Raw genomic sequence first — 18,869 nt, 5'->3', positions numbered from 1 at the left:
TGTGATCAGTGGGGCGAGCCGTACAGTCCGGGGCGGCGGTCGCGCAGATACGGATTGGCGGCGCGGGAGGCGCGGAGCAGATCCGGGTCGACGTCGCCGAACAGCAACTCCTCGCCGCGTCCCGCCCGCGCGCGGGTGGCGCCGTCGGGTCCGGCCAGACAGCTCAGCCCGACGAATTCGAGGGCGGCCGGGCCCTCGCCCTCGTGCCCGGTCCGGTTCACGTACGCCACGTACAGCTGGCTCTCGAAGGCGCGTACCGGCACGAGCGATTCGGCGACGAACTGGAACGGGTGCATCTGGGCGGTCGGCACCAGCAGCAGATCGGTGCCGGCGAGGGCGTGGGCGCGTACGTTCTCCGGGAACTCGACGTCGTAGCAGATCAGGATCCCGACCCGCAGACCGTCGAGTTCGGCCTGGACGACCGGGGTCTCGCCCGGCGTGAACCACTCCTGCTCGAAGCCGCCGAAGAGATGGGTCTTGCGGTAGTTGGCGAGGGGCGAGCCGTCCGGGCCGATGAGCCGCGCGGAGTTGTGGAGGGTCGTGCCGTCGGCGGCCCGCTCCGGGTAGCCGTAGAGGACCGCGATGCCGTGCTCGACCGCGATACGGGCCACGGCCTCGGCCGCCGGACCGTCGGCGCTCTCCGCCAGCCGGGACACGTCCGCGCCGATCGCGTAGCCGGTCAGGAACAGCTCGGGACAGACCAGCAGACCGGCCCCGCCGGCCGCCGCGTCACGGGCCGCGCCGGCGACGGCCTCAAGATTCTTCACGGTGTCACCGGGCCGGCCGGAGCTCTGGAGCAGGGCGATGCGCGACGACGGCATGGCAGACCTCGGGACGTCGTGGTGTTCGGGGGGACACATTGACGGTACGGCTCCGACTTCCGCCGCGACAAGGCGCCTCTGTTGCGTGTGGGCAGAGCAATCGTTGCGTGTTCGGGCCCGGAAACGGCGATTCGTTGCGCCCGTGGTCGTAGCCGGTTCTCCGCCGTGCGACGGAGTGAATGGCACCGTGGTGGGACGCCCACGGTCGGTCTCGCGCGGGAAGGTGATCAGGCCCGGTAAGCACCGGGCGCCGACGCCGGTACCGGGGAACCGGTACTCCCGAGAAGGGGATTCCCATGAGACTTGCCGCACCGTCAAGGACCCGCCGCCGCACCGGCCGCGCCCGCGCCGTGGTGGTGGCCGCGGCGCTGCTGGTCACCGGCGCCGTGGCCACCACCGGCGGCTCGGCGGTCGCCTCCCCCGGCGCCGGGACGGGCGAGCGGAGCGGACCGCGGGAGGCGGCGGCCCTCACCGGGACCGCCAAGCTGTACCGCTCCCTCGGTGACGACATCACCTTCACCTTCGATGCCCATCTGGCCGCCGAGGACACCGACGACCCGTCCAAGGCCACCGGCACCTTCAGCTTCCGCCACTACCTGAACGGTGAGGGCGCCTCGGCGGACGTCAAGGTCGACTGCCTGCTCACCGGCGGGAAGGTGGCCGTCGTCAGCGGCGTCATCACCGAGTCGGACCTGCCGGGAGCCGAGGGCGAGCGGGTCGGCGTGACGGTGCACGACCTCGGCCGGAAGGACCGGCTCGGCTACAGCTGGGCGTCCACCGGGAGCCCCGCCGACCAGGGGCCGCTGCCGAAGTGCGTGAGTTCCGCGCCGTTCGAGAAGGTCAAGGCGGGCACCGGCGACTTCAGGGTGCTGCCCTGGGAGCCGAAGCTCTGAATCGCGGCCCTCGCGAGCGTCCGTGAACTTCGCGAGCGTTCGTGAACTCGCGGGCGTCCGAGCGGCGCGCCAGGACAGCCGGGGCTCCCGCACAGGGGACGGGAGCCCCGGCACCCGCGGCTCAGCCGGGCGCGCCGGACGAGAAGCGCCTGAGCAGCGGTGAGAGCACCAGGACCGACTTCGTACGCTCCACGTACGGCTCCCCCGCGATCAGTTCGAGCACCCGCTCGAAGTGGCGCATGTCGGAGGCGAAGACCTGGACCAGGGCGTCGGCGTCGCCCGTGACGGTCGACGCGGACACCACTTCGGGGTAGCGCGACAGACCACGCCGGATGTCCTCGGGCGAGGTCTTGTGGCGGCAGTAGATCTCGACGAACCCCTCGGTCTCCCAGCCGAGCGCCGCCGGGTCCACCCGTACGGTGAAGCCGGTGATGGCGCCCTCGGCGCGCAGCCGGTCCACGCGCCGCTTCACGGCGGGGGCCGAGAGGCCGACCTCGGAGCCGATGTCCGCGAAGGAGCGGCGGGCGTCCTCGGCAAGGGCGTGCACGATGCGTTCGTCGAGCTTGTTCAGTCGCACTGCGGGCGGATCACTTCTCTGCGGTGGTGGTGGCGGTGCCGTGGGCGGCGGAGGGGCGGCGCGCGCCCCGTATCCGAAGTAGACCACGGGGCGGACGCCGTCCCGCACCCCGCGAAGGGGACGGCGTACCCCCATTGGTGGCAGCTGCCGGGTAGCGTGTCTCTGTCCGGGTTCGGGCAGCTCCGGGGTGGGGCTTCATGGATGCCCGAAATCGGGGTAAGCGAGCGATTGAGATGAGTGAGAACCCGCAGAACGTAACCGTGGAATCGCCGCACCGGGACACCGCGTCCGCCCGGGAGGCGGCGGCCGACTTCCTGGCGCGGCACTGCCCTTGGGCCGACCTGGACGCGGTGCTCCTCGTCGTCTCCGAACTCGTCTCGAACGCGATTCGGCACGCCCCGGACTGGTGGCGGCTCCATCTGACGGCCGCGCAGGAGTCGTTGATCGTGGAGCTCGACGATCCGAACCCTCAGATGCCCGTTCCGCGCGACCCCGACTTCGGCGGCGGTGGCGGTTTCGGCTGGCACATGGTGCGGAAGCTGGCGAACCGGGTGGAGATCCGGCCGCTGCCCGAGGGCAAGCGGGTACAGGCGGTCTGGGACCGTCCGGTGACTCCGACCCATATCTGACCCGACGGACCTGTTCGCCGTCCGACTTGCCTGTCCGCCGTCCGACGGGTCCGTCCGCCGACGGTGTGGAGTACCGAAGTGGAGGGGACGACCCGATGTTCCGGGTCGTCCCCTCCACACGTACGTGTAAGGACATATGCGGTGTAGGACGCGTGCGCGTAAGGACATACGCGCCGGGCCGGTCACTCCACGGCGAGCAGGCCCTCCCGCAGCCGCCCGGTGATCCGGGACAGCAGTCGCGACACATGCATCTGGGAGACGCCCAGCTCCTGTCCGATCTCCGACTGCGTCATCTCCGCGCCGAAGCGCATCTGGAGGATCCACTTCTCGCGGTCGTCCAGTTCGTCGATCAGCGGCTTGAGCGCCTGCACGTTCTCGGCCGCCTCCAACTGCGCGTCGGGCGCGCCGAGTCGGTCGGAGAGCGGGGACGAGGACTCGGCGGTGTCGTCCGACGGCATGTCGATCGAGCCGGCGGTGTAGCCGTTGCTCGCGACGACGCCCTCGATGATCTCGTTCTCGTCCAGGTTCAGATACTCGGCGAGTTCGGACGTCGTCGGCGCGCGGTCCAGCTGCTGCGACAGTTCGTCCGTCGCCTTGGCCAGGTCGATCCGCAGCTCCTGGAGCCGGCGCGGTACGTGCACCGCCCAGCTGGTGTCACGGAAGAAACGCTTGATCTCACCGACGATGTAGGGGACGGCGAACGTCGCGAACTCGACCTCGCGGCTCAGCTCGAAGCGGTCGATCGCCTTGATCAGGCCGATGGTGCCGACCTGGACGATGTCCTCCATCTGGTCGGAGCGGTTCCGGAAGCGGGTCGCCGCGTACCGCACCAGGGCCAGGTTGAGCTCGATCAGGGTGTTGCGGACGTAACTGTGCTCGTGCGTGCCCTCTTCCAGTTCCGCCAGCCGGACGAAGAAGATCCGTGAGATCTCCCGTGCGTCCTTGGGTGCCACGTCCCCCGGGCACTCCACATACGGAAGGCCAAGCTCCGCCAAGTCGGCCTGGTGAGTTCCGTACCGAGTGCTGTCGGTCGGGACTGTGCTCGCCGTGGACACTGTGTCCTCCCCTGCTCCGTGGACAGTGCACTGCCCGTGTACCCAGACCGAACCCAGTCATGTCCCCCGATTCGCGAACGGGTTGTGCCAAGTCCCGGTCGACATGGCCGCGTCGACCGGGACGGCGTACTGCGGACGAGGGAAAGCGCCTGGTCACAGGCGTATGGGCGGCCCAACCGGAACTGCCGTCGGACACTTCGAAGGCGCCGAAAAAACGTGCGGATCGAGCGGGAAGATCCGAAGGAGGACCGGATCCTGTCCGCCGGACAGGGCCTAACCCCAGCTCACATGGAGGGGCTTGCCCTCCGCGTAACCGGCCGCGCTCTGGACGCCGACGATCGACTTCTCCGCGAACTCCTCCAGCGAGTTCGCTCCGGCGTAGGTGCACGCGGAGCGGACCCCGGCGATGATCGAGTCGATCAGGTCCTCGACACCCGGCCGCGACGGATCGAGGAACATCCGCGAGGTGGAGATGCCCTCCTCGAAGAGCGCCTTGCGGGCGCGGTCGTACGCCGACTCCTCGCTCGTACGGTTGCGTACGGCGCGTGCCGACGCCATGCCGAAGGACTCCTTGTAGAGCCGTCCGTCGGCGGCCTGCTGGAGGTCGCCGGGCGATTCGTACGTACCGGCGAACCAGGAACCGATCATCACGTTCGACGCGCCGGCGGCCAGCGCCATGGCGACATCGCGCGGGTGACGGACACCGCCGTCCGCCCAGACGTGCTTGCCGTACTTCTTCGCCTCGGCCGCGCACTCCAGCACGGCGGAGAACTGCGGCCGGCCCACACCGGTCATCATGCGGGTGGTGCACATGGCGCCGGGGCCCACACCGACCTTGATGATGTCGGCGCCGGCCTCGATGAGATCGCGTACGCCCTCGGCGGCCACGATGTTGCCCGCCACGATCGGCACCTTCGGGTCGAGCGCCCGGACGGCCCTGATCGCCGTGAGCATCGACTCCTGGTGGCCGTGCGCGGTGTCGACGACGAGCGTGTCGACGCCCGCGTCGAGGAGTTGCTTGGCCTTGCCCGCGACGTCGCCGTTGATGCCGACGGCCGCGGCGATACGCAGCCGGCCGTCCGCGTCGGTGGCGGGGGTGTAGAGCGTCGCGCGCAGCGCGGCCTTGCGGGTCAGGATGCCGACCAGCTTGCCGCCGGCGTCGACGGCCGGTGCCAGCTTGCGGTTGGCCCCGTCGAGCCGGTCGAACGCCTCGCTCGGGTCGATGTCGGCGTCGATGAGCAGCAGGTCCTTCGACATGACCTCGGACAGCTGGGTGAAGCGGTCGACCCCGGTCAGGTCGTGGTCGGTGACGACCCCCAGAGGTCGCAGATCCTCGTCGACCACGATCCCGGCACCGTGCGCCCGCTTGGGCAGCAGGGACAGGGCGTCGCCGACGGTCTGCGTCGGGGCCAGGATGATCGGGGTGTCGAGCACGAGATGGCGTGTCTTGACCCAGCCGACGACCTCGGTGACGACCTCGATCGGGATGTCCTGGGGGATGACGACCAGGCCACCGCGCCGGGCGACGGTCTCCGCCATGCGGCGGCCCGCGATCGCCGTCATGTTGGCGACGACAAGGGGGATGGTGGTGCCGGTGCCGTCGGGTGCGGCGAGGTCGACGCCCTGCCGGGAGCCGACGGCCGACCGGCTCGGCACCATGAACACATCGTCGTACGTCAGGTCGTACGGCGGCTTCAGATCGTTGAGGAAACGCATACCGACTCTCTCACCTGCGGTTCTACGGAAAGGGCGGGTGGGGAGTCAGCTCCGACCGGTGACGGTCCCGGCTGCGGCTCCTACGTCATCATCGCCGATGGCACGCGTTTCTGGCGAACCGGCGGAGTGCTTTCCGTACCATCGGCCGACCGGGGCCGGGAGCCTTCGTAGCTTCGCCCGAGGGCGCCGGAGCCCTCCGGACTCACTCGGCGTCCGGGTCCGCGCGGTCCAGGGCCGGGCGCGGGCCGGGCTCGAAGTCGTGCAGCAGGAAGTCGGCCGCCGCGGTGTCGGTGACCAGGCTGGTGACGAGTCCGGAGCGCAGGACGGCTCCGATGGCCGCGCCCTTGCGCTGACCGCCCGCGATGGCGACGACCTCGGGGATACGGCGCAGCCGGTCCGCCTCGACGGTGATGCACCGCTCGCCCAGGTCACGGCCGACCCGCCGGCCCTCCGCGTCGAAGAGGTGCGCGGACATCTCGGCCTCCACGCCGAGGGACGCGTAGTGCGAGCGCTCCTCGTCGGAGAGCATGTCGTGGACCGTGGAGATGCCGGCCTCCCAGGAGCCGATGGAGACGGCGGCGACGGTGACCTTGTCGAAGTACTCGAAGGCGCGGGCGATCCCGGGCTGGGCGCGGAGCGCGGCGGCCGTCGCCGGGTCGGGCAGCAGCATCGGAGCGTAGATCGGATGCGCCTCGCCGCCGGAGACCTGGGCGGCGCGCCGTACGGCCTCGACGGAGCCGCGCTCGGCGGTGCCCGCGTCGTACACACCGGTCAGCTGGACGACGGTGCAGGGCGGCAGCCGGTCGAGGGCCGCGGCCATGTGGATGGTGGAGCGGCCCCAGGCCAGGCCGAGGACGTCGCCCTCGACGACCAGCTCGCCGAGGAGGTCGGCCGCGACCTCGCCGAGGTTCTCGGGGTCGGGCGACTCGTCGGCGGCCTCGGCGGGCGACTCCACGACCACGGCGTTCCGCAGGCCGTAGCGGGCGCGCAGGGCGTCGGAACGCATCGCGTCCAGCTCGGCGGGGACCCGGATCTCGATCCTCACCAGGTCGCGTTCGAGCGCGGTCTCCAGGACCCGGGCCACCTTGAAGCGGCTGACGCCGAACTCCTCGGCGATCTGGATCTTGGACTTGCCCTCCAGGTAGAAGCGCCGGGCCATGGCCGCCGCCTGCACCAATTCCGCGGGTCCCATGCGCAGGGCCGGCCGACCCGCCGACATACCAGACACCGCGATCTCCTCACTGCTGTTCACACTCTGGACGCGCTCTCATCCTGTCAGATTCGGCGGTCCTTGATCAGCCCGGTTGGGCGGCGTTCATGAAGCCGTGGCCCGTCGGCCGCGTGGTGTTGTGGATCAGTGGGCACAGGCCCAGCCGGCCGAGGCCGTCGCCTCGTCGGCCTGGTTGCGCAGCATCCGTACGGCGGCGGCCGGGTCGTCCGTCCCGTACACGGCCGAACCCGCCACGAAGACGTCGGCGCCCGCCTCGGCGCACCGCTCGATCGTCTCGGCGGAGACTCCGCCGTCGACCTGGAGCCACAGCTCCAGTCCGTGCTTGGAGATCAGCTCCCTGGTACGGCGGATCTTCGGCAGCATGATGTCCAGGAACGCCTGTCCGCCGAAGCCCGGTTCGACGGTCATGATCAGCAGCATGTCCAGCTCGGGAAGAAGGTCCTCGTAGGGCTCGACGGGCGTCGCCGGCTTCAGCGCCATCGAGGCGCGCGCGCCCTTGGCGCGGATCTCGCGCGCCAGCCGGACGGGGGCCGCCGCCGCCTCCGCGTGGAAGGTGACCGAACCGGCGCCCGCCTCGACGAACGCCGGCGCCCAGCGGTCGGGCGACTCGATCATCAGATGGCAGTCCAGCGGGGTGTTCGTCGCGCGGGCGAGCGCTTCGACGACCGGGACACCGAGGGTCAGGTTGGGCACGAAGTGGTTGTCCATCACATCGACATGGAGCCAGTCGGCGCCGTCGACGGCTTTCGCCTCTTCGGCCAGACGGGCGAAATCGGCGGACAGGATGCTGGGGTTGATCTGAGCCATGTGCCAAGCCTGCCATGCTCCGGGCGACTTCCCGGCCTCGTTCGCCGGTCATCGGGCCCGGAGACGGGCACAGTCCGCGCAATCCTCGCGATTCAGCGGGTGCGTGTGCGATTCACCGTTCTGTGGGCGGGGTCGGGGCGCACGGTCCCGTGGACGGGAGCGCCCCGGCGCGCGGACCGTACGGCACGCGGACCCCGCCGCTGCGACCCCGATCCGGCCCCGCTCGGACCCTCAGGCCGTACGCCGCAGGAGCGCCAGATACATCGCGTCCGTGCCGTGCACATGCGGCCACAGCTGGACGTCGGGTCCGTCCCCGAGCGCGGGGACACCGGGCATCAGCGGCCGGGCGTCGATCCACTCGGCCTCGGCGGCGGGGCCGCCCCTGCCCTTGAGCACGTCGTCCACGACGGTGCGTGTCTCGGCGAGATGCGGGGAGCACGTCGCGTAGCCGACGACTCCGCCCACGCGTACGGCTCTCAGCGCCTCGCGCAGCAGTGACCGCTGGAGCGGCGCGAAGCCCTCCAGGTCCTCGGGCCGCCGCCGCCAGCGGGCCTCCGGGCGCCGGCGCAGGGCGCCGAGTCCGGTGCACGGGACGTCGACGAGGACGCGGTCGAAGACGCCGGGGCGCCACGGCGGGCGGGTGCCGTCGGCGGTGATGACCTGGTACGGGCCGGGGTTGCCCGCGAGCGCCCGCTCGACGAGGCGCGCCCGGTGCGGCTGCTTCTCGGCGGCGAGCAGGTGCGCGCCGCGTCCGGCGGCCAGCGCGGCGAGCAGCGCGGCCTTGCCGCCGGGGCCGGCGCAGGCGTCGAGCCACCGTTCGTCGGTCCCGTCCAGCGGCGCGTCGGCGAGTGCCACGGCGACGAGCTGGCTGCCCTCGTCCTGGACTCCGGCCCGCCCCTCGCGTACCGCCTCGATGGCACCCGGCTCACCGCCCTCGGTGAGCCGTACCGCGTAGGGGGACCAGCGTCCCGGCAGGCCCGACTCCTCGCCGAGTGCGTCGAGGAGGTCGTCGGCGGAGATCCGGCCGGGGCGCGCGACGAGCGTCACCTCGGGGCGTTCGTTGTCCGCTTCGAGCAGGTCCTCGATGCCGCCCCTGCCGCCGCCGAGCGCGTCCCAGAGCGCGGAGACGACCCAGCGGGGGTGCGAGTGGACGACGGCGAGATGGTCCTCGGCGTCCTCGTCGTACGGCGGTGCGACGCGCTCCACCCAGGTGTCGAGGTCGTCCTTGGAGATCTTCCGCAGAACGGCGTTGACGAATTTGGCGCGCCCGTCGCCGAGGACGACACGCGCCAGCTCCACGCTCGCCGACACGGCGGCGTGGGTGGGGATGCGGGTGCCGAGCAACTGATGGGCGCCGAGGGCGAGTACGTCCAGCACGGGCGGGTCGACCTGGCGCAGCGGGCGGTCGATGCAGGCGGAGATGATCGCGTCGTACGTGCCCTGGCGGCGCAGCGTCCCGTAGACCAGCTCGGTGGCGAGGGCCGCGTCACGGGTGTCGAAGTCGCCGGCCTCGCGCGCCTTCTTGAGGAGGGGCGGGAGGACGAGGTTGGCGTAGGCGGCGCGTTCGTCGACGGCCCGCAGTGCCTCGAAGGCGAGGATCCGCACGGGATCCTTCTTGGGACGGCGGTAGGTCTTGCCGGGACGGCGACGGGCCTGCTCGTTCAAAGGTGCTCCGCAAAGGTTCTACGCGTGAGGGGGGTGCTTGTGGAAGGTCGAACGCTTTCAGCGTACGTCCGCGGCGCCGTCGGCCGCGCCGAGCCGTTCACCGGCCGCGATCCGCACGCCGCGGGCCCAGTCGGCGGCCCGCATCGGCTTCTTGCCCTGCGGCTGGACCCAGAGCAGTTCGACGGCGTACGAGCCGGTGCCGACGTGCACGGAGTTCTTGCCGACGGCGGGCTCGCCCGGCGCCAGGTCGGTGCGGTCGGTCGCCGGCGCGACCTGGATCAGCTTGAGGCGCTCGCCGCGGAAGAGGGTCCAGGCACCGGGCGCGGGGGTGCAGCCGCGTACGACGCGGTCGACGCGCAGCGCGGGCGCCGTCCAGTCGACCCGCGCGTCCTCGACGGTGAGCTTGGGCGCGAGGGTGACGCCTTCGGCGGGCTGCGGTACGGCCTTGAGCGTGCCGTCCTCGATGCCGTCCATGGTCGCGGCGAGCAGCCCGGCGCCGGCGAAGGCGAGCCGGGTCAGCAGGTCGCCGCTGGTGTCGGTGGGCCGTACGTTCTCGGTGATCACGCCGTACACCGGACCGGAGTCGAGCCCTTCCTCGATGAGGAAGGTGGCGGCGCCGGTCGTCTCGTCACCGGCCATCACCGCGTGCTGCACGGGGGCGGCGCCGCGCCAGGCGGGCAGCAGCGAGAAGTGCAGATTCACCCAGCCGTGGGCCGGGACGTCGAGGGCGACGCGCGGCAGCAGCGCGCCGTAGGCGACGACGGGGCAGCAGTCGGGGGCGATCTCGCGCAGCCGGGCCAGGAACGCCTCGTCACGGGGTTTGGCCGGCCGGAGGATCTCGATGCCCGCCTCTTCGGCGCGCTCCGCGACCGGACTGGCGACAAGCCTGCGGCCCCGGCCGGAGGGCGCGTCGGGGCGGGTGACGACGGCGGCGACCTCGTGCCGGTCGGAGGCGATCAGTGCGTCCAGGGCGGGTACGGCGACCTCGGGGGTGCCTGCGAAGACGAGCTTCACTGCGGGACTTCCTCGCTCTCTCGTGCGGCTTGCGGTCCGTCGGGCGTCGGGCACCGGCGCGGTCGGGGACGGACAGCGCACCAGTCTATGGGCCCGGGCAGCGGCCGGCGGACCGGGCGGGGCAGGGGGCGTACGGGAGCCCGTACGCCCCGCGCATATGCGCATACGCCCCCGCAGCGTGACCACAACGGCCGGTGGCGCGTTGTCAAGAGAGATTGACCACAAACGGGCCGCCCGGTGCGGCCCGATCCGTTTCAACGCCGGTTCGAGAGGCTTGTTCATGGCCGACCACGCAACCCACGACGCACAAGCCCGGGCAAATCTGCACCTGTTGGTGCGGGACATCGAGCGCGTCCGCCGGCAGGTGGACGCATTGCGCACTCTCACAGCCCAGTTGGGCAACGTCTACCGCCCGCGCCGCTCAGGCCCGTCGACGGGCTTCGTCGTCTACGGCCGGGCGCCAGCCCCGACCGTCCGTCTCGCCCAGGAACTGCGGGACAGTGTCGAGAGCCTGGTGACGGCGGCCGTGGACTTCGATCGCTCGCTGGGCTTCTCGTGGGACGCGGTCGGCTCGGCGCTGGGTGTCACCAAGCAGGCGGTGCACCGCCGTTACGGTACGCGGCGGGCCGCCCAGCAGGCGGCCGTCACCGAGGGGGACCGTCCGCAGGACCCCGCGCAGGGCGTCGTCCCGGCCGTGCCCGCGGCCCGGTCGATGCCACCGCAGCCGGCGGTGGCGGCGCAGCCGCTCCGCGAGGAGGCACGCCCGGGGGCGTTCCCCGGCCCGCGCAACGGCTGATCCCGCGACCGCCGGACCCGCCCCGCGCAGGTGGCGGGTCCGGCACCCGGGACCAGGCCGCCATCGGTGCCGGCACCGGCACCGGGTCCATCGCCGTCCGGACCGGCCCGCCGGGCACATCAGCCGATGTCGGGAGGGTCGATCCGGATCCGCACCGGGTCACCGCCGCCCCGGGCCAGCCGGCTGGCCTGCGCCGACTTCAGGGCCGCCGCCAGCGCCGCGCCGCTGCCCTGCGGCACCCGCAGCAGCGCGCGCTCCCACACCTCGCCCGGGGGCGGGTCACCCGTCCTGCGGGGCCGCGCCGGATCCGTGACCGGCAGCGGGACGGGCCCCAGCACCTCGGCGTCGGGCGGCAGTTCGGCGGCGGTCAGGAACGCGGCCACCGCCTCTGGCCCGCCGGTCACCGCCGCCATCCGGGAGACCGGCGGAAAGCCCAGCTCCGCCCGCTCGGCCAGCTCGCGCTGGGCGTGGCCCACCGGATCCCACCGTACGAGCGCCTGCACGGGCCGCAGCGTCGGCTCGGCGACGACCACGACCGTCCCGCCGTCGTCCTGCCCCCGGACCAGCGACGCGGCGTGCAGCCAGCGCCGTAGCGCCTCCTCCCCCGCCCTCAGGTCCGGCCGGCCCAGCATCGCCCAGCCGTCGAGGAGCAGCGCCGCCGCGTAGCCGCCGTCGGCGACCGGTTCGGCGCCGGGCGTGCTCACCACCAGCGCGGGGCGGCCGGGCACGGTGTCGAGGACATGGTCCCGGCCCGACGTGCGCACCGGGACGGCGGGGAACGCCCGGCCCAGCTCCTCGGCCGTCCGCCGCGCCCCCACGACGCTGGCACGCAGCCGCGTACCGCCGCACTCCGCGCAGCGCCAGTCCGGCTCGCCGCGCCCGCACCAGGCGCAGTGCAACTCCCGCTGCTCGGGCGCCTCCAGGGGGCCCGCGCAGTGGCGGCACCGGGCGGGCGCCCGGCAGCGCTCGCAGCCGAGCCGGGGCACATAGCCGCGCCGTGGGACCTGTACGAGGACCGGGCCGCTCTTGAGCCCGTCCCTGACGGCCTGCCAGGCGAGACTCGGCAGCCGGGCGGCGCGCGCGGCCTCGTCCCGGGCCAGTTCGGCGTCGCCGACGGTCCGCACCAGCGGCGCGGCGCCGCGCAGCCGCTCCCGGTCGGCGGTCATGGGCAACGCCCAGCCCGTCTCGACCAGTTGGGCCGCCTCCACCGTGCAGCCCGTGCTGCCCAGCAGGAAGGCGCACCTGTCGTGCGCGGCGCGCAGCAGCAGGACCTCCCGGGCGTGGGGCAGCGGCGCGTGCTGTTCGCTGTGGCTGGAGTCGCCGTCGTCCCAGATGGCGACGAGCCCCAGATCCCGTACGGGGGCGAACATGGCGGCCCGGGTCCCCACGACGGCCCGCACCGCGCCACGCCGGACGGCGAGCCACTGGCCGTACCGCTTCTGCGGACCCGCCTCGGCGGTGAGCAGCGCGTGGTGTCCGTCGCCGAGCAGGGCGGTGAGCGCGGCGTCCACCCGCCCCGCCACCCGGCCGTCCGGCACGACGACGAGCGCGCCGCGCCCCGAGGCGAGCGTCGCGGCGACGGCCCGCGCCAGCTCGTCCGCCCAGTGCGGTCCGGGCAGCGCGATCCACACGGCGCGCGGGGAGCCCCCCTCGGCGAGCGCGTCCAGGAAGGCGGGCCCCTTCGCGTACCGCTGCCAGGTGCCCGGCTCCGGCCTGTCCGGCGCGGGCAGCGGTTCGGGGGACGGCTTGGCCTCCGCGCGCGCGTTCCTGGGCGGCACGGCCAGTTGCAGTACGTCGGCGAGGCTTCCCGCGTAGCGGTCGGCGACGGCGCGCGCGAGTCCCAGCAGCTCGGGGCCGAGCACCGGCTCCGGCGACACCACACCGGCCAGCGCGGCGAGCGGCCCCGCGTAGTCGGACTCGGCCCGCCGCTCGACGACGAACCCGTCGATCAGCCGCCCGCCCTCGCGCCGCCCACCCCGCACCTGCCCCGAACCGGCCCCGAACCGCACCCGCACCCGCACCCCGGGCTGCGCGGCCTCGTCCAGCTCCTCGGGCACGGCGTAGTCGAAAAACTGATCAAGATGCAGCACCCCCTTGTTCACCACCACCCGCGCGACGGGCAACTCCCCCGCCAACGGCGCCCCCCGCCACGTCCGCGGCTTGGCCCGCGGCACCTTGGCGGCCCGCACGGTCTCCCGAATAAACGCGAGCTGCTCCGGCCCACCGCCCCCGGCGGACTCCTCGGCATGCTCGTCGTCGCTGCTCACAGCCAAATTCTTACCAGACCCCACCGACACCGCTGCCCGTGGCCGATATCGCCGTCTCGACACGTTCGGCGCTGTCGGGTTGCCTCCGAAAGGGAAACAGGAAACTCCGCCGTCCTTCTTGTCGGACCGGTACGGCGACGGAACGCTGGCAGACGCCCGGCGCCAGACAGGCAAGGACCCAGACACGACCGGTATCAGGGGGAGCACGTGCTGGAACAGTCAGTCACGTTCGGGAGCGCATTGCGGCGGGCCCGGCTGGACGCCGGATTGACCCTCGTACAGCTCGCCAAACGCGTGCACTACAGCAAGGGGCAGATCAGCAAGGTCGAGCGGGGCCACAAACCGCCGGCGCCGGAACTGGCCCGCCTCTGCGACGCGGCGCTGGAGGCGGGCGGCAGGCTCAGCGGCCTCGTCACGGACAAGCCACATGCCGACGGCGCCGCGTGCGGTCCATCCGGCAACCAGGTCGCCACCGCCTCGTACGGCGATGCCCCGCCCGCCCGGCGGCAGGTGCTCACCGCGGGTGCGGCCTCCGTCTTCGGGACCGCCCTGCCGGATCATCGGCCCACCATGGAGGCCGCCGCCGACGGGACGCTGCTCGACGCCTCCCGCGCGTTGTTCGACCAGTTCCGACGGCTGGGGCAGACGGTGCCGCCGGGAGCCGTACTGCCAGCGCTCGGGGAGCAGACGAGAGCGCTCCGCGCGCTGGCCGCCCGAAGCGGTAGCCGCACCGGAAACAGTCTGCTCGTCCTGTGCGCGCGGTACGCCGAGTTCGCCGGATGGATGGCACAGGAGGCCGGCCAGGAGGAAGCCGCACTGCGCTGGACCGAGCATGCTGTGGAGGTCGCCCAAGCCACCAGTGACAGCGCTCTCGCCTCGTACGCCTTGGTACGCCGGGGCCTCATCGCCTACTACCGAGGCGATGCTTCCGAGACCATCGCCCTCGCTCAGGGCGTGCGGTCACGCCGATTACCGAGCCGCGTGCTCGGCCTCGCCGCACAGCGCGAGGCTCAGGGCCACGCGCTCGCGGGCGACCACGACGCCTGTAGGAGAAGGCTGGACCGCGCCCGCGACCTGCTTGCCGAGGATGTCGCGAACGGCTCGGCGCCCGTGCTGGGAACGACAAACCTCAGCGATCCGGTGTCGATGATCACCGGATGGTGCCTGCTGGATCTGGGCCGCCCTCGCCAGGCGGCGCGTGTCTTCGACCAGGAAATGGGCCGGATCCCGGCCCATGCACTGCGCACTCGTGCGAGATACGGCGCACGTCAGGCCCTGGCACACGCACTGGCCGGTGAGATCGACCACGCCTGCGATCTGACCCACGACCTGCTGAGCGCCGCGCACACGGTCGGCTCGGCAACCATCGCCCTTGACCTGCGCCGGCTCTCTCACACGCTCGGTCGACACCCGCGCAACGCGGCCGTCAGAGAACTCGCCCCCTTGCTCGCCTTCGCGCTCTCCCCTGCCGCACAGCCCCTGTAGATCCGACGAAAGGACTGCACGTCATGGCCGAGGTGTTCATCAACTACCGCACAGGCGACGGAGAGCAGACGGCGGTGGCCCTCGAACAAGGGCTCTCCGCGCGCTTCGGCGAGGAGCGGGTCTTCCGTGCGAGTTCAGCCATCCCAGCGGGCTCCTTGTTCGACGACAAACTGTTGGCAGGCGTCAGGACCAGCTCCGTGCTGATCGCGGTGATCGGTGAACACTGGGCCGACTCTCCGCGCCTGCACCAGCGAGGCGACTGGGTACGCCGGGAGATCCTGGAGGCGTTCCGTTGCGCGATCCCCGTCATTCCGGTGCTCGTGGGCCGCCGGACCGAGCGCCTCAGCGCCGCCACGCTGCCGACAGCGCTCCGCAAACTCGCTCGCTACCACTCGATCCGTTACGACAGCCAGAACGTGAAGCACGACCTGCTGCACATCGGAGACGCCGTGGTGGAGCAGGTCCCCGCACTCGGACGGGTGGAGCAAGCAGACAAGAGCACGCGATCGCCCGCTCCCGGCACCGCGCACAACTCGATGGGTGACGCGAACGGCGGGCCGGCTGTCCAGGCCCACGAGGTAACCGGCGATATCGGCGGCACGATCATCAAGAACTCTCACGGGCCCGTCAACACCGGGTCGGGCAACCAGAATCATCACGCCCCACACCTGTCGGGTGACGGCGCCTCGTACGTGGCCGGGGACCAGCACGACGGCGGCAACCGCAATACGTTCGGCACCGGGCGTCACCGCCAGGACGGCGATCGATGAGGGCGGCGCCGACGACCCACATCGGAACTTCCCAAGGCACCGTCAACACAGGGCCCGGCGACCAGCACATCCACAACTATCTGCAAGACATGGGCCCGCTGTCGAAGGACCCCAAGGGCAGGACACCCAGGGCCCTCGCCGAGGAGGAACTCAACTGGCTGCGCGACCACTTCGAGAACCCTGAGGGCTTCATCGAGGCGTTCGAAAAGCTGCGGGAACAGAACACGGTTCTCTTGGACGGCGAGCACGGCGACGGCCGTAACGCCGCCGCAAGAATGCTGCTCGTGCGGATCGAACACGGCGGGAAGTCGCTCCACGAAGTGCTGCTACGTGAGGAAGAAGGCTCCTCAAGGCAGTTGGACCCCGAGTCGATCGGTGACGAGGACCGGCTGCTGCTCGACCTGTCCCGGTCGAGCGACGACGTCTGGCAGAAGGTCGAACCCGAACTCTCGGAGTTTCGTGAGTCGGTCCGACTACGCCGGGCCAAGCTGGTAGTGATTCTGCCTCGTGGAGTCGCACGCCGCCTCAGCCCCGAGCTGACGCGTCTGCGCTTCGTGATCACACGCCCGCCAGGCATGGAGCTGGATATCGTCAAGCGTCATCTGCGCGTGGCGGGCATCGATCCGACCCTCACCGACACCGCCCCCACCGCGCTGGAGAAGTTCCTGGTCCAGCGACGTCCTCTCGCCGAGGTCGCCACTTTCGCGCAGTACGTCTGTCAGGCACACCGCGACGGGGACGACTTCCCGGGGGCGTGCGACACGGCCCTCGATGCGCTGCAAGGGCAGCCGGCGGGCGCGGCGGACCTCCTCGCCAAGGTCCGGAACCAGTCCGCGCGGGCCCTCCTTCTCGCCGCTGCCATGTTGCAGGGCGCGCGTGCGGACGCAGTGCACCGGGCCGCCGCTCTGTTGCTCGAAGCCGCCGATCCGACGGCGTCGAAGCGCCCCGCCCTGCAACACCCGCTCCTGTCCAAGCGGCTGCAGCCGTTGCGCGTGCAGATCGACGCCTCGGGACGGGTCCACTTCGCCGAGTTGGGTCTGGACGTCGCGGTCCGGGCGTGCGTATGGAACGATTTTCCGCAATTGCGAGAGACCCTGCGGGACTGGGTGGGCGACGCACTGGCCCTACCGGAACTGGGCGATACGGACCGCGAGGCGCTGGTCACACGCTTCGCCGAACAGACACTGGCCTGCCGACGCCCCCAGGACCTGCTGATCCTGGTCGAACGCTGGTCCCGCACCGACAAGAACGGAACTCAACTTCACGGGGCGGCCACGGCTCTCATCCGGGGCCTGCACGACCGTGAATTCGGACGCGAGTTCCGCAGTTCGGTCTATAACTGGTCCATCGACGACCGGCTGCCCCCCGGGCGACGGAAAGTCCTCGTCGATGTCTGTCGTGACGACATGGCGGTCAGTCATCCGAACGCGGCCCTGGTCCGCCTCCACCAGCTTGCCCGCCGGGAGAAGCACAGCATCATGGCCCGACCGGCCCTGCTCCACCTCACGGCCGATGATCACCGCCTCCGCCGTCGCCTGCTGTCCCGGCTGGGGAGCTACTTGGGACCGGTCGCATACGAAGGGGCGGTCAGAAAGCACGCGAGAGAAGATGTCAGCTTCTTCCTTGAGCACAGCGCACCCGGACCACTGACCGACGCAGGCACGCGCGGCCACCCGCTGATCTCCGAATCAGGAGTGCGGAACGACCTCACCACCGGATGGGCCGCCGTGTTCAGCATCGCTCCCGCCGAGGAGTGGACCACGTCCGTGCACGGCTGGTTCAGCACGGCCTGCGCCGAGCCCGCCAGCTTCGATGTGCTCATAGACACGTTGATCGCCGCCTGCGACCGGCGTGGTGACCGGCTCGCGTCGCTGTACAACGCGGCTCTGGCCTGGACGGCGCCCGCGTCCGTGCCGCACGCCGAAGCGGCGGACCTCGCCGGCCGCGTGCTCCGAAAGATGCCCGCGGCAACACATCACCAGCCCCCGACAGCGCGGGAGACGAGATGAGATCAGGCCAGAAGACCGTCACGGTCCTCATCACTGTCATCTTCGCCCTGGTCGTCGCCATCGTCGGCTACGCGACGCACTGGCCCACGTGGGCGTGGGCCACGTCGGTCCTCGTACTGGCCGTTGTTCCGGCTGCGGCTCTGCGACTGGCGAACCGGCACAGGGATCCCTTCCCGGCGCAGTACCTCCAGGAGCCCGACCTGCCGATCCCGCCGGCCGAGCGGCGCGAACTGCGTATCACCGGTGTCGCCCTTCCCAGCACCATGGAGGACTACGACTTTCTCCTCACAGCCACGGTCCGCTGGTGCCCGCTCAGCGCTCCCACGGGGGCCCCTCTGGTCAATCTCGGCGGACTGGCCGTCGACTCCATCCTCGAACGCGCCAGTCGCGTCTCGGAGGCCCGCCACCCGGCCCGCAGTTCATACGTACAGCACGAACTCAACGGAGCGCTGGCCACGATGCGCGACGACAGCACCGGCAGGGTCGAGGCAATGGCCCTGGATGTCACGCTGGAACTGTCCGAGCGGGACCAGGAACGTCTCGACACACTCGCGGCCGTGCGCAAGGACGAGGACGTCTGGGAGCACGAACGCAAGTACGAGCAGAGCCGGCGGGCCTACCTGGGGGACGACGTGCTCAAGGACACCGGAAGTGCGGTCGTCTGGTGGCTGCATCGCAACGAGGACAGCGTCGACACGACCGTGAAGGACATCGGCCTGCTGGCACAACTCACATCGGCGGCCAACGACGAGGACATCTCCGACCGTCTGCGCCACCTCGTGCCACCGGCAGTACACGATCCCGAGTCATACGGAGCGCCGGGAAGCTGGATTCCGGCCCAGCCGACCGAACAGGACCGGGGATTCGGTCACGCCTTCGAACAGCTTCTCAAGGCTGCCGGGATGTCACCCGACGACAAGGAGGTCCCGCTGCTGGCCGCGCACGTCGACATGGTGCTGGCCCAACGCGAGGGCGATCCCGCCTCCGAGATCCGGCACTACTTCGCGAAGCCTGATCCTCCAGAGGAGAGCGGCCCCGCGCCGGGGCCGACAGAGCCACGGGACGACGGCGACGGCCCCGCCGACTGACGGAAGCGGGCCCCGGACACCAGTGGTGTCCGGGGCCCGCCCCCTC

At 71.6% G+C, this 18,869-nt stretch carries 16 protein-coding genes; 7 read left to right on the top strand and 9 right to left on the bottom strand.

Features of this window, described 5'->3' with window-relative positions; all coding sequences use genetic code 11:
• Nucleotides 1-5 precede the first annotated feature (5 nt).
• Nucleotides 6-821 carry a carbon-nitrogen hydrolase family protein gene (locus ACFYNU_RS16035; protein WP_356595032.1) on the bottom strand — a complete coding sequence of 272 codons (816 nt, stop codon included), beginning with the start codon at nucleotides 819-821 and terminating at the stop codon, nucleotides 6-8.
• Nucleotides 822-1,117: 296 nt separating this feature from the next.
• On the opposite strand from ACFYNU_RS16035, the gene ACFYNU_RS16030 reads away from it, so the two are divergent.
• Nucleotides 1,118-1,714 (top strand): Repetin, encoded by a 597-nt coding sequence (locus ACFYNU_RS16030; RefSeq protein WP_356595034.1) that lies wholly within the window; start codon nucleotides 1,118-1,120, stop codon nucleotides 1,712-1,714.
• Nucleotides 1,715-1,835: 121 nt separating this feature from the next.
• Here the strand turns inward: ACFYNU_RS16030 and ACFYNU_RS16025 are convergent, their stop codons facing one another.
• Nucleotides 1,836-2,291, bottom strand: a complete 456-nt coding sequence (locus ACFYNU_RS16025; RefSeq protein WP_023543000.1) for an Lrp/AsnC family transcriptional regulator — start codon at nucleotides 2,289-2,291, stop codon at nucleotides 1,836-1,838.
• A gap of 233 nt (nucleotides 2,292-2,524) precedes the next feature.
• Between ACFYNU_RS16025 and ACFYNU_RS16020 the strand changes: the two genes are divergently transcribed.
• A complete protein-coding gene (locus ACFYNU_RS16020; protein WP_356595037.1) occupies nucleotides 2,525-2,920 on the top strand; it encodes an ATP-binding protein in 396 nt (131 codons plus the stop codon).
• A gap of 182 nt (nucleotides 2,921-3,102) precedes the next feature.
• Here ACFYNU_RS16020 and ACFYNU_RS16015 read toward each other — a convergent pair whose 3' ends face one another.
• From ACFYNU_RS16015 to fmt, 6 genes are all read right to left on the bottom strand, one after another.
• Nucleotides 3,103-3,975, bottom strand: coding sequence for an RNA polymerase sigma factor SigF (locus ACFYNU_RS16015; RefSeq protein ID WP_388766419.1), 873 nt, complete (start codon nucleotides 3,973-3,975; stop codon nucleotides 3,103-3,105).
• A gap of 273 nt (nucleotides 3,976-4,248) precedes the next feature.
• A complete protein-coding gene (locus ACFYNU_RS16010) occupies nucleotides 4,249-5,691 on the bottom strand; it encodes a GuaB1 family IMP dehydrogenase-related protein (RefSeq protein ID WP_356595041.1) in 1,443 nt (480 codons plus the stop codon).
• Between the two features lie 202 nt (nucleotides 5,692-5,893).
• The gene (locus ACFYNU_RS16005) at nucleotides 5,894-6,943 is read right to left on the bottom strand and encodes a sugar-binding domain-containing protein (RefSeq protein ID WP_356595042.1); all 1,050 of its coding nucleotides are present in this window, start codon (nucleotides 6,941-6,943) and stop codon (nucleotides 5,894-5,896) included.
• Nucleotides 6,944-7,045: 102 nt separating this feature from the next.
• Nucleotides 7,046-7,729: a ribulose-phosphate 3-epimerase gene (gene rpe, locus ACFYNU_RS16000; protein WP_356595044.1), complete on the bottom strand. Its 684-nt coding sequence runs from the start codon at nucleotides 7,727-7,729 to the stop codon at nucleotides 7,046-7,048.
• Between the two features lie 231 nt (nucleotides 7,730-7,960).
• Entirely contained in the window at nucleotides 7,961-9,394 is a 1,434-nt protein-coding gene (locus tag ACFYNU_RS15995) for a transcription antitermination factor NusB (protein ID WP_356595046.1), read from the bottom strand.
• A 57-nt stretch (nucleotides 9,395-9,451) separates the two neighbouring features.
• On the bottom strand, nucleotides 9,452-10,408 hold the full coding sequence (fmt, locus tag ACFYNU_RS15990; RefSeq protein WP_356595048.1) for a methionyl-tRNA formyltransferase: 957 nt from the start codon (nucleotides 10,406-10,408) through the stop codon (nucleotides 9,452-9,454).
• A gap of 280 nt (nucleotides 10,409-10,688) precedes the next feature.
• Between fmt and ACFYNU_RS15985 the strand changes: the two genes are divergently transcribed.
• Nucleotides 10,689-11,204, top strand: a complete 516-nt coding sequence (locus ACFYNU_RS15985; protein WP_356595050.1) for a hypothetical protein — start codon at nucleotides 10,689-10,691, stop codon at nucleotides 11,202-11,204.
• A gap of 119 nt (nucleotides 11,205-11,323) precedes the next feature.
• Here the strand turns inward: ACFYNU_RS15985 and ACFYNU_RS15980 are convergent, their stop codons facing one another.
• Entirely contained in the window at nucleotides 11,324-13,471 is a 2,148-nt protein-coding gene (locus ACFYNU_RS15980; RefSeq protein ID WP_356595052.1) for a primosomal protein N', read from the bottom strand.
• Between the two features lie 207 nt (nucleotides 13,472-13,678).
• On the opposite strand from ACFYNU_RS15980, the gene ACFYNU_RS15975 reads away from it, so the two are divergent.
• From ACFYNU_RS15975 to ACFYNU_RS15960, 4 genes are read left to right on the top strand one after another with little or no spacing between them, the layout of a single operon-like run.
• Nucleotides 13,679-14,956: a helix-turn-helix transcriptional regulator gene (locus ACFYNU_RS15975; RefSeq protein ID WP_356595054.1), complete on the top strand. Its 1,278-nt coding sequence runs from the start codon at nucleotides 13,679-13,681 to the stop codon at nucleotides 14,954-14,956.
• Nucleotides 14,957-14,979: 23 nt separating this feature from the next.
• A complete protein-coding gene (locus ACFYNU_RS15970; RefSeq protein WP_356595056.1) occupies nucleotides 14,980-15,726 on the top strand; it encodes a toll/interleukin-1 receptor domain-containing protein in 747 nt (248 codons plus the stop codon).
• A complete protein-coding gene (locus ACFYNU_RS15965; protein WP_356595058.1) occupies nucleotides 15,723-17,735 on the top strand; it encodes a hypothetical protein in 2,013 nt (670 codons plus the stop codon). Before ACFYNU_RS15970 ends, ACFYNU_RS15965 begins: the two co-directional genes overlap by 4 nt.
• Complete coding sequence (locus tag ACFYNU_RS15960; protein ID WP_388766412.1) at nucleotides 17,732-18,823, top strand: hypothetical protein; 1,092 nt, start codon at nucleotides 17,732-17,734, stop codon at nucleotides 18,821-18,823. The genes ACFYNU_RS15965 and ACFYNU_RS15960 overlap by 4 nt, the downstream gene beginning before the upstream one ends.
• Nucleotides 18,824-18,869 lie beyond the last annotated feature (46 nt).

Source organism: Streptomyces sp. NPDC006643 (assembly GCF_042870175.1).
In the GTDB taxonomy this organism is placed as follows: Bacteria; Actinomycetota; Actinomycetes; order Streptomycetales; family Streptomycetaceae; genus Streptomyces.
The sequence above is the reverse complement of the archived record's forward strand: the minus strand, read 5'-3'. Positions and strand labels throughout refer to the sequence as shown.